Source organism: Bacillus sp. es.034 (assembly GCF_002563655.1).
Classification (GTDB): Bacteria; Bacillota; Bacilli; order Bacillales; family Bacillaceae_B; genus Rossellomorea.
Genome location: NZ_PDIY01000001.1, coordinates 3,661,994 through 3,676,563, shown reverse-complemented (window position 1 = coordinate 3,676,563; position 14,570 = coordinate 3,661,994). Strand labels below are relative to the sequence as shown.

At 40.3% G+C, this 14,570-nt stretch carries 14 protein-coding genes and 1 riboswitch; of the genes, 10 read left to right on the top strand and 4 right to left on the bottom strand.

The genetic code is table 11. From position 1 onward, the window contains the following. Positions 1–2 precede the first annotated feature (2 nt). The 6 genes from ATG71_RS18735 (at position 3) to ATG71_RS18710 (ending at position 6,181) form a co-directional block, all read left to right on the top strand. A complete protein-coding gene (locus ATG71_RS18735; protein WP_098440969.1) occupies positions 3–1,091 on the top strand; it encodes an SDR family oxidoreductase in 1,089 nt (362 codons plus the stop codon). A gap of 197 nt (positions 1,092–1,288) precedes the next feature. Beyond that, positions 1,289–1,750, top strand: a complete 462-nt coding sequence (locus ATG71_RS18730) for a hypothetical protein (protein ID WP_098440968.1) — start codon at positions 1,289–1,291, stop codon at positions 1,748–1,750. 60 nt (positions 1,751–1,810) lie between these two features. Further along, positions 1,811–1,906: riboswitch (yybP-ykoY riboswitch) on the top strand. 100 nt (positions 1,907–2,006) lie between these two features. After that, positions 2,007–2,792 (top strand): TerC family protein, encoded by a 786-nt coding sequence (locus ATG71_RS18725; RefSeq protein ID WP_098440967.1) that lies wholly within the window; start codon positions 2,007–2,009, stop codon positions 2,790–2,792. A 170-nt stretch (positions 2,793–2,962) separates the two neighbouring features. After that, entirely contained in the window at positions 2,963–4,162 is a 1,200-nt protein-coding gene (locus ATG71_RS18720; RefSeq protein ID WP_098440966.1) for a DUF5667 domain-containing protein, read from the top strand. Positions 4,163–4,292: 130 nt separating this feature from the next. Next, complete coding sequence (sigI, locus tag ATG71_RS18715; protein WP_098440965.1) at positions 4,293–5,048, top strand: RNA polymerase sigma factor SigI; 756 nt, start codon at positions 4,293–4,295, stop codon at positions 5,046–5,048. Then, complete coding sequence (locus ATG71_RS18710; protein ID WP_098440964.1) at positions 5,045–6,181, top strand: anti-sigma factor domain-containing protein; 1,137 nt, start codon at positions 5,045–5,047, stop codon at positions 6,179–6,181. The genes sigI and ATG71_RS18710 overlap by 4 nt, the downstream gene beginning before the upstream one ends. Before the next feature lie 92 nt (positions 6,182–6,273). Here the strand turns inward: ATG71_RS18710 and ATG71_RS18705 are convergent, their stop codons facing one another. After that, a complete protein-coding gene (locus tag ATG71_RS18705; RefSeq protein ID WP_098440963.1) occupies positions 6,274–6,474 on the bottom strand; it encodes an alpha/beta-type small acid-soluble spore protein in 201 nt (66 codons plus the stop codon). A gap of 267 nt (positions 6,475–6,741) precedes the next feature. On the opposite strand from ATG71_RS18705, the gene ATG71_RS18700 reads away from it, so the two are divergent. Next, complete coding sequence (locus tag ATG71_RS18700; protein ID WP_098440962.1) at positions 6,742–8,094, top strand: TrkH family potassium uptake protein; 1,353 nt, start codon at positions 6,742–6,744, stop codon at positions 8,092–8,094. Between the two features lie 71 nt (positions 8,095–8,165). Here ATG71_RS18700 and ATG71_RS18695 read toward each other — a convergent pair whose 3' ends face one another. Then, positions 8,166–8,690, bottom strand: a complete 525-nt coding sequence (locus ATG71_RS18695) for a hypothetical protein (RefSeq protein ID WP_098440961.1) — start codon at positions 8,688–8,690, stop codon at positions 8,166–8,168. Positions 8,691–8,824: 134 nt separating this feature from the next. Between ATG71_RS18695 and ATG71_RS23475 the strand changes: the two genes are divergently transcribed. After that, a complete protein-coding gene (locus ATG71_RS23475; protein WP_098440960.1) occupies positions 8,825–8,983 on the top strand; it encodes a hypothetical protein in 159 nt (52 codons plus the stop codon). After that, the gene (locus ATG71_RS23840; RefSeq protein WP_261751324.1) at positions 8,983–9,108 is read left to right on the top strand and encodes a hypothetical protein; all 126 of its coding nucleotides are present in this window, start codon (positions 8,983–8,985) and stop codon (positions 9,106–9,108) included. Before ATG71_RS23475 ends, ATG71_RS23840 begins: the two co-directional genes overlap by 1 nt. A 29-nt stretch (positions 9,109–9,137) precedes the next feature. On the opposite strand, the gene ATG71_RS18685 is transcribed toward ATG71_RS23840, so the two are convergent. Together ATG71_RS18685 and ATG71_RS18680 are read right to left on the bottom strand one after the other, a co-directional pair. Continuing rightward, a complete protein-coding gene (locus ATG71_RS18685; RefSeq protein ID WP_098440959.1) occupies positions 9,138–10,865 on the bottom strand; it encodes a B12-binding domain-containing radical SAM protein in 1,728 nt (575 codons plus the stop codon). A 349-nt stretch (positions 10,866–11,214) separates the two neighbouring features. Beyond that, positions 11,215–12,240 (bottom strand): acyltransferase family protein, encoded by a 1,026-nt coding sequence (locus tag ATG71_RS18680; RefSeq protein WP_098440958.1) that lies wholly within the window; start codon positions 12,238–12,240, stop codon positions 11,215–11,217. Between the two features lie 169 nt (positions 12,241–12,409). Here ATG71_RS18680 and ATG71_RS18675 point away from each other — a divergent pair, with 169 nt between their 5' ends. Then, positions 12,410–14,563 (top strand): PAS domain S-box protein, encoded by a 2,154-nt coding sequence (locus ATG71_RS18675; RefSeq protein WP_098440957.1) that lies wholly within the window; start codon positions 12,410–12,412, stop codon positions 14,561–14,563. Positions 14,564–14,570: the final 7 nt, after the last annotated feature.

Sequence of the window (14,570 nt, the reverse complement as noted above, 5' to 3'; positions counted from 1 at the left end):
AAATGGAAAAAGGGATCTATTTGATCACGGGGTTTCCGGGTTTTTTAAGTCATAATATTGTGAGAGAGTTACTCAAACAGGATAAGGTTTCAAAGGTATACTTACTTCACCTTGATTCAATGAGGGAGCAGGCTGAAGAGGGAATAAGAAAGCTGGGGTTCTCGTCAGATGCAGAGATTATCCTGGTAGAAGGGGACATTACCCGAAAGAATCTTGATATGGCAGAAGAGAAAATCCTCGAGATAAGGGAGGAAGTGGAATACGTTTGGCACTTAGCAGCCATTTATGACCTTGCAGTCCCTCAGGATATTGCACAAAATATAAATGTAGAAGGCACACGTCAGGTTAATGATTTCTGCCAAACCTTCCCTCGATTAAAAAGATACGTGTATTTTTCCACCGCTTTCATAGCGGGATCACGTAAAGGTGAACTCATGGAGGACGAGTTGATACGTCCTGATCGTTTCCATAACTTCTATGAAAGGACTAAATATGAAGCAGAGGTCCTGGTGGATGAATTGAAGGACAAACTGCCGATCACGATCATCCGACCGGGTATCGTGAAAGGAAACTCAGAAACAGGCGAAACCGTGAAATTTCATGGACCGTATTTTATTATGAATATGTTTAAGCGATTATCTTTCCTGCCTTGGATTCCATTTCTAGGTGAGGGTACCTCTTATATAAATATCGTCCCCGTCGAATATGTCGTGAAAGCATCCATTTATCTTGGACATGAGGAGGTTGGGAAAGGAAAGACGTATCATCTGACCGATCCAGTACCACTGATGGTTAAGGATGTGTATGAGCATATTTTATGGCATATGTTAAAAAAGAAACCAATGGGGAGTATTCCATTATCCCTATCCAATTGGGCACTTGGTTTCCGGTTCATACGACGCTATTTAAAAGTCGAACGGGAAGCATTGGACTATTTTACGTTCCAAGGTAAATTCAATTGCCAACATGCCCGAAAAGACCTGGAAGGGAAATCGATTTTATGCCCTTCCCTTACCAGCCAGATCGAAAAGATGGTTGAGTTTTATCTTGAACACGCCTCTGATGAGCGATTGCACGTAAAGATCGATTAAAAGAGGTATGGAAACATTCTAACAAGCAATCATCGTAATAATTGGGAGAGATATGGTAAAAATAAAGGGAGAAGCATCAATAGGAGGAATCTCAAGATGTCACTTACGCCATACCCTGACAGAAACAAACACAGTCCTTTCCATAAGCCTATAAGACGCATCCTATCTCACCACTCCTCACTTTCGACGGGGTGCATATGAAAGCATCCATTACAAAATTAGAAGGGATCCTTTGGAGTATTGCACTGCCGGGTTTTCCTCAATTACTCGTCGGTTTATGGTTTAAGGGAACGTTGTTTGTGCTTCTTGAGATCATTATCAATATTCAAAGTAACTTCAATCTGGGGATCATGTACAGTTTTTTAGGCGATACACATAAAGCAGCAGAGATACTTGATTACCAGTGGCTCATGTTTTATCCGTGTTTATATATGTTTGCCATGTGGGATGCGTATAAGATTGCAGATGGCCAAAAGGAAAAGTATAGCTTTTTACCCTTTGTTATGTCAGCTTACATGGTAACGGTCGGGTTGATGTTTTCCCCGAAGGTCTACCTATTCGGGAAATTCATCGGGCCGATTTTTCTACCGATTTTGTTTGTGATTCCCGGAGTGTTGCTGGGGCTGTTGATACGAGCAATCCTGATACGGGTTCAATAATTTTTTTCTTTACGAATAGGTGTTTTTGAGATAAAATAAATGTATACAAATGAACGTTTTCTACCTGTCAAAGGGGAGTAGCTATAGGTTTCATACCTAAACAAAGTCGTCAATTCATGGTGTATGCCATCGGCTTTGTTGGCATATCCGTATGCTAAGCAAGACCTTTGCCTTATTTAGGCAAGGGTCTTTTTATTTTTATAAAATTCCTTGCCTATTGGAAAACTAACTATGTAAATAGGGAGGGACTAGAGGTATGGATGCTTCGATGTTATTGGAATATGGATGGGTCCTGCTGATATTGGTAGGTCTTGAAGGGATTTTAGCTGCTGATAATGCGGTGGTAATGGCTGTAATGGTTAAACATTTACCTGTGGAACAAAGGAAAAAAGCACTTTTTTACGGTCTTTTAGGAGCCTTTGTCTTTAGGTTTGCTGCATTATTTCTCATTTCATTCTTGGTAAATGTGTGGCAGGTTCAGGCGATTGGGGCGATTTATTTATTCTACGTGGCCATTCACCACTTTGTGAAGAAAAGGAAGGACACCGGGGCTGTAGAAGAGAAGCCGGCGAAAGGCTCTGGATTCTGGACTACGGTACTCAAGGTGGAACTTGCGGATATCGCATTCGCGGTTGATTCCATGCTTGCTGCCGTTGCTTTGGCCGTAACCCTTCAACCAACTGGCTGGTTTGATGTGGGAGGCATTGACGGAGGGCAGTTTATTGTTATGTTCCTAGGGGGCATCATCGGGTTGGTGATCATGAGATTCGCTGCAACCTGGTTTGTGAAATTACTGGAGAAATACCCTACCTTGGAATCAGCGGCTTTCTTAATTGTTGGCTGGGTAGGTGTGAAACTTGCCGTGTTCACCCTTGCTCATCCTGATGTAGCCATTCTGGATCATCACTTCCCTGAATCAAAAGGGTGGAAACTTGTATTCTGGAGCGTATTGATCCTGCTATCTGTAGGTGGGTATTTATTATCGAGAAGAAAAGCAAAACAGGAAGAAGCAGAAATAGAAAGAAAAGCAAAAGCAGAATAAGGTCGTCATATAAAGCTAACGTGGAGTTTTCCCGTTAGCTTTTTTCTGTTGACTAATGGAATTTCTAAACTTTTATTTTGCTGAACCCCCTCAAAAAAAGTTCTTTAAACGTAACTCCTTTAATAAGGCGATCGATCGGCCAAATCCAAATGAACTTCTGAGGTGTACATATGAAAAAACAATCAAAAATAGTAAAATCTTCAATAGCAGTAATTGTAGCGAGTTCCATTAGCTTACCAGGATCACTCGCGTATGCAAATTCAAACGATGATAACTTTGACAGCATTAAATTGGAGCAAGAGAAAACAGTCAGTCCTGAAGTTGCAGTAAATGACGATGCGATGTTGGAATCATCAAAAAATGAAATTAAGCAACTAGAGGAAGCCTCAGAGGCTCCATCCTTATTGCCTGGTGATTTTTTCTATTTTGCGAAGCTTGCAATCGAAAAAATCCAGCTTGCATTTACAATGGACGATGCTAAAGAAGCCAAGCTATTAGCCGGATATGCTGCAGAAAGATTGGCTGAAGTAGAAGAGTTATTCAAAGATGATAAACAAGAAGAAGCCATCGAAGCATTAAATAAAGCGATTGAGATGATGCAAGAATCAGAAAATCAGTGGTCTGATGATGAATTCGAAAAGGATTCAACTGATGGTGAGAGTGTTGAGGCTGATTCTGATAACAAAGCTGAATCTAAAGTGGAAGAAGACTCAGATAACACAACCTCTGAAGATGCCTTAAAAGATGAAGCCACTTCCAATGATGGAAAGGATGAAGAGAATACCGATGATACCGCCATGGAAGAAATAATGGCACAAAACATCTTATCACTTAAAGCAAATATGGAAAAAGTCAAAAATCCAAAAGCGAAAGCGGCTTTACTAAAAAATATTGAAAAGAGTTACTTGAAACTAGCTGAAAAGCTCGACAGATTGGAGAAGAATGAAGCGCAAAAGGCTGAAAAAAGTGAATCTGAAGAGGATACAGAAACTCCTATGGAAGAATCACCTGTCTTAGAGACAGAAAAGCCGGCAAAGGAAAAAGCTCCGGTCGAACAGACTACCGAAACGACAACCCCAGATAAAGAAGAAACTGTTTTACCAGTAAAAAAACATGTAGAGAAAAAAGAAGATAAAAAAGAATGGAAAGCACAGCATAAAGAAGCAAAACAAGAAGCAAGAGAAGAACGTAAACAAGAGAAACAAGAAGCAAAGGAAGTACGTGAACAAGACAAACAAAAAGCAAAAGAAGCCCGCCAAGAGATGAAAGAAGAAAAAAAACAACATTCAGCTCCAGTCAAAGCAAATCATCAGCACAGTGAGAACGGCAAACAACAAGAAGGCGGTAAGGGTCATCATAAAGAATCTTGATCTCGATGTAGAGGCTGAAAGTGATTGACACATCAGTCAGGAAAGGGTTGTAAAACAACCCTTTCTCCCTAATATCCTTTTACATTCAACACCATATGAGTATAATAGTGTGCAGGATGGGGTGAGGCTGATGCTAAATGTTCTACTATTTCTACTCGCTAAACAAAAGAAAAAGCAATCGCTTGAAGAGATGGCGGTCCAGATACAAAATGGTGATGAGCAATTATTGAACACAGTGCTCGAAGACTATAAGCCATTTATTAAAAAAACGGTATCATCGGTCTGTAAACGTTACATATATGAAAGTGACGATGAATTCAGCATCGGTTTGATTGCCTTTCATGATGCCATTTTAAAATATAATCATCAACGTGGGTCTTCCATTATCAGTTTCTCTGAAGTGATCATCAAGCGGAAAGTGATTGATTATATCAGAAAAAATGGGAAGTTCCAGGATATAAGCTTCGATTTGGGCTTATTTGAGGATGGGGAAGATTCTCCAGGTTTGACAATAGATCAGATTGTGTCCGTAGAGGAATTCGGAAAACAGGAGGAAGCCAGAAAGAGACGGGAAGAGATTCTTTACTTTCAGGAACAACTGGCTCGATACAAGTTGTCCTTTCACGATCTGGTTGAACAATCTCCTAAACATGAAGATGCAAGGTTGAATGCCATAGAAATCGCCAAAAAGGTAGTGAGTTCACCAGAACTTTTAGATTATCTTACAGAAAAAAGACGATTACCGATAAAAAATTTAGAAAAACAGGTGAACGTCACCAGAAAAACAATTGAGAGAAATAGAAAATATATTATAGCCATTTCTCTCATTCTTATAGGGGATTATGTTTATTTACGGGATTATTTAAAAGGGCGGTTAGAGATATGAAAAAAGGGATCATTATGGAAATCAAACAGGATAACCTGGTGATGATGACACCGGAAGGAGAATTTCTTACAGGAAGAAAGCAGCCCGATCAACAGTATGCGATAGGCGAAGAAATTCCTTTCTTTCCTTTGAACTCAAGAACTCATAAACCAAAATCAATTTTCAAGTGGAATTGGAATTGGAGAGTGTCGACATCTTTGCTGACGGTTCTTGTCGTCATCATTGCCTTGTTCTCAAGTTCTGTTCTGCAGAACAACCGGGCTTATGCCTATGTTTCAGTCGATATTAATCCCAGTATGGAACTTACATTAAATAAAGATCAGCAGGTATTGAATATCAAGCCGTACAATGATGATGCCAAGGTTCTCTTAAAGGAACTGGGTGATTGGAAAAATGAAGAGGTTGGTGAAGTGACGGAGAAAATCTTCCTTTTAAGTGAAAGACTCGGATATTTAAACGGTATTCAAAATGTTTTCATTACTTCTTCCTTCATTGATGATTCTGATCCGAAACGGGAAACCGAATTACTCGACGAATTGAATGAGTTTGTCGAGGATTACGGTACTGATCATTCCACGAACATCATCATGAAAGAAACATCCCGGGAGTTTAGGGAAAAAGCCTCTGATAAAGGGATGACTGCAGGTTCCCTCATTCGTGAAACTGAACAAAAAGATTCCACTCGAACAACGAAGCCTGTAAAAAATGAATCAAAAAAAGAAGATAACGAAATTCAAGATAAAATGATCAAACAAGAAAAAGAGAAACAAAAGAAAGCTATCATAGATGAAAAAATCAAAGCTGAGAATCAAAAGGTGAATCCGCCAGTAAAAGAGAAGAAAGAAAATGTGGATAAGGCTCAAAAACCTCAAAAAAACCATGATCAACGTCACAAGCCTAACCTTGAAAATAAAGGGGAGAAGGGAAAGTCCGAGAAGTCACAAATGGGAAATCCCTTAAATGGTAACAATTGGAACCGAGGGAATGACAAACCTAATAGAGGGCATGATCATTCTACGGGAAATGACCAAGGATACCATGGAAACAATGATAAGGATAATGATCATCAAAATAATCGAAACGAAGAAAAGAAACAGAGTCATGAAAACAGAAAAGAAAATAAAAATGACTAACAAAATAGGAAAAGGCTCATTCATCTGAATGGGTCTTTCTTATTGAGTATGATAAAGGGTAGCTGGTACAAGCCAGCTACCCGGGTGCCAAGTTATTTAGTTTGTTGTCCAGTTAATTGAGATTGAGCTTGCATCACAAGACGCTTCGTGATTTCTCCCCCAACTGATCCATTAGAGCGGGCAACTGTATCAGATCCAAGCGTCACGCCAAACTCCTGGGCGATTTCATATTTCACTTGATCAAGGTACTGTTCAACACCAGGAACAAGTAATTTATTTGAACTTCTAGCCATAGTCGTTTTCCTCCTTACTGGGATACTTGAAACAATGTATGTTTCAGTACCTATATTATTTGTAGTATCTTCATGAACATGAATGGTAATATTTCGCCGAAATTGTATTGTTTGCTTAGAAATGATATGAATCACCACACTCGCCGGTTTAGGAGGCTCATATAAAAGGAAGAATAATCATAAAAGAAATTATTCATTTTTCCTTTCATTCTTCGGCTTTATTCTTTAAGATAGAAAAGGAAATAACGTTGAAAGGGAATTACATACATGTGGTATAAGCTTAGATTGAATTTAAATAAATTAACTCCTGCACAAGTGATCGTAACGTATTATCTACTGGCTGTCACGATTGCAACCGTACTGCTCAGTCTTCCCATTGCTCATAAATCCGGGGCAGAGTGGAGTTTCCTGGATGCAATCTTTACAGCGGTAAGCGCTGTGAGCGTGACAGGGCTTACCGTTGTGAGCACGGTCGACACATTTAATACAACGGGAATATTCATTTTAATGTTTGTTCTCCAATTCGGTGGAATTGGGATCATGACACTCGGTACGTTTTTCTGGTTGATCGTAGGAAAGAAGATAGGCTTGAAAGAGCGCCGCCTCATCATGACGGATCAAAACCAGACAAGCCTGGCTGGGCTCGTAAGTTTATTAAAACAAATATTATTACTGATCATCTTCATTGAGATCGTCGGAGCATTCATCTTAGGTGTCTATTTCTTAGGTTATTATCCCACGTGGCAGCAGGCTTTTATCCATGGACTATTTGCCTCTGTCAGTGCCACGACGAATGCGGGCTTCGATATTACAGGTCAGTCACTTATTCCGTATGCGAACGACTACTTTGTCCAGTTCATCACTATCATTTTATTGACACTCGGAGCCATTGGGTTCCCCGTTCTCATCGAGACGAAGGATTATCTCATGAGCAAGAAGAGAAACAAACATCACTTTTCTTTGTATTCAAAGATTACGACGGTTACGTTCTTTGGATTAATGATATTCGGGACATTGGTCATCTTTCTCTTTGAATACAACCGCTTTTTTGAGGGGATGGAGTGGCATGAGTCATTTTTCTATTCGTTTTTCCAATCGGCTACAACAAGGAACGGAGGCCTCGCCACTATGAATGTGGCTGAGTTTTCTACTCCCACCTTATTGGTCATGAGTGCCCTTATGTTCATCGGGGCCTCACCAAGCTCGGTTGGTGGAGGGATCAGGACCACGACATTCGCCCTGAATATTTTATTTTTGTTCCATTTTGCAAAGGGAAATCAAACCATTAAGATATTCAAAAGGGAAATTCACCATCAGGATGTCATCAAATCCCTTGTCGTGACGATGATGGCCATTTTTATCTGTTTCCTATCTGTCATCATCCTCACTTTCACTGAGGACCATTCCATTATGGAGATTGTCTTTGAAGTTGCTTCCGCGTTCGGAACGACGGGATTATCCATGGGAATCACCTCTGAACTTTCCTCGATCGGCAAATGTGTGATCATCGCACTGATGTTTATCGGTCGTGTGGGGATTCTCTCCTTCCTCTTTATGATTGGAGGAAAAGAAAAAACAGCTAAATACCACTATCCAAAAGAACGAGTCATCATTGGGTAATGGCCACCTTTAAAAACGATGCAGCATGCAGCATCGTTTTTTTTGTCCTATTAAGGATGAAAGTGTTTCAATCATTTTAAGGCAGAATAGGGCACGTGAAAGTGGATCATGAGGAATAGGATGATGGGGATGGAGATGATCCATCCTAGTAGCGGGTTTTTATGATGTACGATCAGTACTGTGAACATCATGAGGTTAAAAAGAAGATCCCAACCTAAATGCCATCCGTTGTGGTAGGTCATCATCCCGATGAGATAGGAAAGGCCTTCTGTCAAACCGTAGATACCTGTCCATAACAAGATCCAGCCAACCCTCCCCCATAAACCCGTTGGAAGTCTCCCGATAAATATGGCGATTGTGACTGTATATTGAATCACCATTTTGCCCAATGAAATAATGGTATGATTCAAATAAAGGGAGTGGCCAAAGGGGCTAACCGTGCGGAACTCCCACATGGAATAATCAAACAGAAGAAATTGTGAAAGTAAATCCCCGACTATGAAAAATAATAAAGTGGGATAATAGCAGTGAAAATCCTTCCAATTGCCAAACTTCCACCCTAAAAAAGCGTATGCCAGCAAAAAAATTAATATCATGTCCAATCCTCATTCGCCATTTTCCCTTAGTTTCCGGAGAAAATATTGATTTATTCAGTTGAGTGAATACCTATTTTTAGAAGAATGGAAAGGGGGGAGGTGGGAAAAATAAGGTCAAAGGAGATGAGATATAAATGAAACGTAAAGCACAGTATGATGCTGCTGAGAAAAATAATCAAACACCACTTAAGAATAAGCAGGAGACTGAATTTTCTGCTGAGTTTTCTCAAGGTGAGGATCCGGCAAAAGGGAAGAATAGAAATTCAGCAAAAGGCAAAAAAGGGAGAAGCTGATGAAAGACAAAAAACAGTCTTTCCGAGAAGAATTCGGTCAGGAATTTGGAGATGTCAATGCAGCTAAAATAATGGAAGTGACACAAAAACAACCTAAGACAGAAGAAAAAAAGAAAAAATGTTAAGCGATTCGCTTAACATTTTTTCTTCTTTATCATTGAACAAGTTGACGTTCAAACTCGAATACGGTTGATTGACCAGTTGAGGGTTCAAAGTAGGCAAGGACGTATTGATCCTGACCTTCTTTTGAACGGATCGTTTCAAGGAGTGTATGCTTATACAACTCTTTTTCATTTAATTTCAGATTGGCAAATGCCTCGCCTGCGATGGTTGGCTGTGCCAAAAGACTTTGATAAATGGCAGATCGTTCTTCCTTCGTCAGCTCATGCGTCCACCACGGTTTTCTTGGTTTGTATTTTTGATTGTCTAAATAGTCGAGTTTCATGAGACCTTCAATGACTGATATTTGAAAGCTTGTTTCTGTGGACAAAAATTCAAATAGTCGTTTGAACAGGTCTTCCAGCTGATGGCCGATCCGGGACCATCCCCGATTTTCCCAATAGGAACCAAACTGCTGGAAGAAATCAAATGGCGTGTCAAAGCATTCAGTAACCAGATACTCAATCGTTCGATCCATGCGGTGATCGTTCCAATATTTCTCCAATACGTCTTCCACTTGCTTAATCCGAACGATATCGTCGAAAGACAATACGTTATTCCCCAAGATTTCATAAGGAGAAGTATCCATATACGTATATTGATGATCATTTGCGCGAATTCTCAGGCCCGTCCCGCGCAGCATCTTAAGAAATCCTAATTGTAGCTCTTCAGGTCTCATTTCAAACACATCATTGAACGTTTTACGGAATGATTGGTAATCCTCTTCAGGCAGACCTGCGATCAAATCCAGATGCTGATCGATTTTTTTACCTTCTTTCACCATGGTGACGGTTCTCGTGAGCTTTTTATAGTTTTGTTTTCTCATGACCAGATCATTTGTTTCATCGTTGGTTGATTGGATGCCAATTTCAAATCGGAATAGGCCACGTGGTGCATGTTCATTGAGGAATTCAATCACTTCGGGACGCATGATGTCTGCTGTGATTTCAAATTGAAAGACGGTACCCGGCAAGTGCTCGTCAATAAGGAATTGGAACATTTCCATTGCGTAGCTCCGGCTGATATTAAAGGTCCGGTCAACAAACTTAATGGTTTTCGCCCCATGTTTCATCAAGAATCGGATATCTTCTTTTACCTTTTCACGGTCAAAGTAGCGTACACCCACTTCAATAGAAGAAAGACAGAATTGACAGCGGAAAGGGCATCCTCTGCTTGTCTCGATATAGGTAACCCTCTTGCCGAGCTCTTGCAGATCTTCCTGAAAACGGAAAGGGGAAGGGACCTCCCTTAAATCAATTTTATTTTGTTGTGGCTTGATGACAGGCTTACCGTCAGCTAAATAAGCCACTCCATGTACCTTCGACCAATCTTTATCACCATCAAGCTGATCCAATAATTGTTTGAAGGATTCTTCTCCTTCGCCAATTACAATGAAGTCGACGTCTTCCAGGCGCTCAAGCCAATAGGGAACGTCATAAGTCACTTCGGGACCTCCGAGGATGATCGTCACCTCCGGCATGATTTTTCGAAGGATCTGAATGACTTTGATCGTTTCTTCGATATTCCAGATGTAACAGCTGAATCCGATGATGTCCGGCTTTTTAGAGAATAAGTCGGTAACGATATTAAGGGTTGGATCCTTTATCGTATACTCGGAGAGCTCAATTTCGTGTTGGGGTTCGGCATAGGCCTTTAGACACCGAATAGCTAAATTCGTGTGAATGTATTTTGCATTTAACGTACTTAAGACGACTTTCTTCATTTATATTCTCCTTTATTCTAAGTCCATATGACTCTCAGTCAAAGGGACTTTCAGTAACCAAATGATTATCTGTGGCAAGTTGTTCGTACAACGTAATAAACCAACCTGACTATCATTTTATCTAAGCTTGCGATAAAGCTCAATGTTTGTCTGAAATGAATTTAAATTTATTGTAACTATTAGAAGGAATTTTAGGAAAAGGTGCGAATAGTATAAGGTAATATACGTTTTTTTGAAAATGGTGTTGAATGGTGATCAGGGTGCTTGAATTTCCGACCAAATTGAATAGGTAATCATGAAAAAGGGACTGACCCGTGAAGACAATGGGGTCAGCCCTTTCTAGTGAGATTTATCTTGTTTTCATTTCCCTTTTGGAAAGCAGTTTCTGCAGCCTGGTTGATCTAAACTCGATGATGGGCTGCGTGATACTGGTAAAGAATTTAGTTGAAAATATCATCGTCAGTACAAAGGATACCCCGAGTAACAGTAACAGACTGGTGTTAGGATCAATCGTGTCCTTAAGATGGCTTTCACGGAATAACCGAATGAGAAAACCGTGGAGTAAGTATACATAGAGAGTGTTTTTCCCCCATTTGGTGAAAAATTGTCTCTTTGTAGGAACAAATGTGAAAAAGCTGAAGATCATCACGACGTTTAATAAGTAAACAGCCGCCCTGACACCCATGCTGATTACGTTGTTCCATTCAAAATCTCCGTATGGTTTGGAACCAAGGAGCCATTTGTCTGAGAATTCAGGTATAAAATACATCCCTAAAAATACGATTACAAATAATGAACCTGCCACTAAACGGGCTTTACCCGTTTTAAAATATTCGAAGTGCTCCTTCTCCATGTAGTACCCCATCAGGAATATAGGAAAGAACACAAATGTTCGGGACAAGCTTAGATAATTCGAGATAACATCAGCGAACCCTACAAGCAGTCCAAGTGAAAAAGCCACTGTCAAGCCCATTCCAGGTTTGAATTTAAACCATTTGATGAAAGCATAAAGGAGTGCGTTCCAGCAGAAAAGGCTGATAAGGAACCACAGTGACCAGTGAGGATTAAGTGGATCCACCTCGAATGTTGATTTTTGATAAAGAAAATGATAGTACACCGTATAAATCAGTTGAAACACAATGTAGGGAAGTATCAACTTTTTAGCAAGTTTCTGGATATATCCTTTTTTATAGAATCCTTTCGCGAAGAACCCTGCCACAAGGATGAAGGCCGGCATGTGGAAGGTGTATATCGTTTTATACAATGAAAGGATAAAGGGATCGCTTTCGATATAGGATCGGATGACATGTCCAAATACCACCAAAAAGATCAAAATGAACTTGGCATTGTCGAAGTAATAGTCGCGCTGTTTCATATCTTCACCATCTTTTAGAAAAGTTTAATCCTAATTCATTCTTACCCTAGGATACAATGAGTAAAACATGATTTTCATTGTTAATTATCACCAGAAGTACGGGGAGCTATGCGGATTCTGTAAGATTTAAGCCAATGGTCGTCTTTTAATATAATAAGGGGATGAGGAAATGACTAATAGTAGTAATGTGAAGGAAGAGCAAAATAGGGATTTATGTCATCCCGTCGATAGGGAAATTTGCTCAGCTTCACCCATGCCGATGCTTGTGATCAATGAAGAGTTGAAAATCGTTTATGCCAACCCCGAAGCATATGAAACCCTGGAGTCTAATGATGAGAATGTTATAGGGAAGCTCTTCAGCTCATTTTTCTCTTCCGTGCCCGCGCCCATAGTGGCCCATTATAAAGAAGTAATGGAAACGGGTAAAACATTGGAAGACGAAACCCTGATGAATGTTAATGATAAGAAAATCATCCATGTCGAGCTTTTGCTAAAAAAATCGACCATTTCACCTAATGCTTATTTATACTTTAAGGATGTAACGGAACTGAAGGAGAAGGAGCGCAAAGATCATTTAAATGTACACTTACTATCGAACATCTTCCAGAATGCTTCAGAGGGGATCGTGTTATTCGATATTAATGGAAATATCAATGATGTGAATCATGCATTCAGTTTGCAAGTGGGCCTCGATAAGGATGAGATCACCAAGAGGAATATCAGTTCCTTCATTCCCGAGAATGCACATTATAAGGTTGAAAAAATCAAAGAATTGATTTCTCAAAATAAAAAAGCCCGTGGTGAAATTCCGATCAAGAAATCACAAAGCATGTCAATCGTGGAATTTACGACAAGTCCATACGTCCATCATAAGCTCCACATGGCCATCCTCAGAGATGTAACGGAAAAAAGGCAAATGGAGATTCAACTGAAGCGTAATGAGGAATTGTTCAAAGGTTTGTTTGAAGAAGCAATTGACGCCATTGTCTTATGGGATCAGGACGGAAGGGTACTTAAAGCGAACTCTTCAGCACTGAAAATATTCGAATGCACACTTTCCGAGCTCCTCTCAAAAAAAATCAGGGACTTCGTTTATCCTTTGGAAAGCCAGAAGTTCGATTTGGTCATGGAACAATTATATAGAAGCGGGGCTATAAGGGATGAGGTGTTGTTCCTCATGCCGAACAACCAGCTCAAACATTTGGAATTCACGTCCAAGCTTCATTCCGTGGATGGTTATAATATGACCATATTCCGTAATGTCAGTGAACGATATCAAATGGAGAAGGAGCTGCGGGAGAGTGAGGAGAGATTCCGGAAGATATTCGAAGGTTCATTGGACGGATTGCTTCTGACCAATCACAATTATGTCGTCGTTGATGCGAACCCTGAAGTGAGTAACATCATTACGTTGGATAAAGATCAGCTCATCGGTAAAGATGTACGGGAGATATTGAATATTGAGCCGGGTGACGAAGCCTATGAGGATTACCTGCATCAATTGAAGGAGGAAGGTCAGGCAACGTTTTTAAAGACGCTGACAACCTCCAGGGACAGGGTTCAATACGTTGAATTATCGTCGAAATACAATTTACTCTCTAACCTGAATTTAACCATCATCCGGGACATCACCGATCAAATCGAGATGCAGGAACAACTGAGAAAATCTGACACATTAAGTGTGGTGGGGGAGCTTGCGGCAGGGATCGCCCATGAGATCAGAAACCCGATGACTGCACTTAAAGGATTCATCCAACTGCTTGAGAACAGCGTCGGTAAAGATCATGAGATGTATTTTAATGTGATCACTTCCGAATTCCAGCGTATTGAGTCAATCATTACGGAGTTTCTCGTATTGGCCAAACCTCAGGCGATCCAATACCAGGAGACGAATTTAATCAGGATCATGAAGGATACAGTGGAATTACTGAGTGCACAGGCTGTCATGCATAATGTTCAGTATGAGGAAAGGTATCAGGAAGACCTTCCAACCATAGTGGCTGAACCCAATCAGTTAAAACAGGTTTTCATCAATGTCATTAAGAATGCGATTGAAGTCATGTCGGATGGAGGCGTGATTTCCATCAGCATCGGGGAGACAGAGGACGGGTTGATTCATATCGAGATTAAAGACCAGGGAGGCGGAATCTCAAAGGATAAAATCAAGAAGCTCGGCGAACCTTTTTATACCACAAAAGAAAGAGGGACTGGACTTGGGCTTATGGTAAGCTTTAAGATTATTAAAGAACATAGGGGCAGCGTTCAGGTTGAAAGCATTGTTGGAGAGGGAACCGTTTTCCATATCTATCTGCCTAAATCATAAAGGAGTC

Bases quoted from the DNA above. Each gene is read 5' to 3' on its own strand.
- ATG71_RS18735 (WP_098440969.1), top strand. From the start codon at position 3: ATGGAAAAAGGGATCTATTTGATCACGGGGTTTCCGGGTTTTTTAAGT.
- ATG71_RS18730 (WP_098440968.1), top strand. From the start codon at position 1,289: ATGAAAGCATCCATTACAAAATTAGAAGGGATCCTTTGGAGTATTGCA.
- ATG71_RS18725 (WP_098440967.1), top strand. From the start codon at position 2,007: ATGGATGCTTCGATGTTATTGGAATATGGATGGGTCCTGCTGATATTG.
- ATG71_RS18720 (WP_098440966.1), top strand. From the start codon at position 2,963: ATGAAAAAACAATCAAAAATAGTAAAATCTTCAATAGCAGTAATTGTA.
- sigI (WP_098440965.1), top strand. From the start codon at position 4,293: ATGCTAAATGTTCTACTATTTCTACTCGCTAAACAAAAGAAAAAGCAA.
- ATG71_RS18710 (WP_098440964.1), top strand. From the start codon at position 5,045: ATGAAAAAAGGGATCATTATGGAAATCAAACAGGATAACCTGGTGATG.
- ATG71_RS18705 (WP_098440963.1), bottom strand. From the start codon at position 6,474: ATGGCTAGAAGTTCAAATAAATTACTTGTTCCTGGTGTTGAACAGTAC.
- ATG71_RS18700 (WP_098440962.1), top strand. From the start codon at position 6,742: ATGTGGTATAAGCTTAGATTGAATTTAAATAAATTAACTCCTGCACAA.
- ATG71_RS18695 (WP_098440961.1), bottom strand. From the start codon at position 8,690: ATGATATTAATTTTTTTGCTGGCATACGCTTTTTTAGGGTGGAAGTTT.
- ATG71_RS23475 (WP_098440960.1), top strand. From the start codon at position 8,825: ATGAAACGTAAAGCACAGTATGATGCTGCTGAGAAAAATAATCAAACA.
- ATG71_RS23840 (WP_261751324.1), top strand. From the start codon at position 8,983: ATGAAAGACAAAAAACAGTCTTTCCGAGAAGAATTCGGTCAGGAATTT.
- ATG71_RS18685 (WP_098440959.1), bottom strand. From the start codon at position 10,865: ATGAAGAAAGTCGTCTTAAGTACGTTAAATGCAAAATACATTCACACG.
- ATG71_RS18680 (WP_098440958.1), bottom strand. From the start codon at position 12,240: ATGAAACAGCGCGACTATTACTTCGACAATGCCAAGTTCATTTTGATC.
- ATG71_RS18675 (WP_098440957.1), top strand. From the start codon at position 12,410: ATGACTAATAGTAGTAATGTGAAGGAAGAGCAAAATAGGGATTTATGT.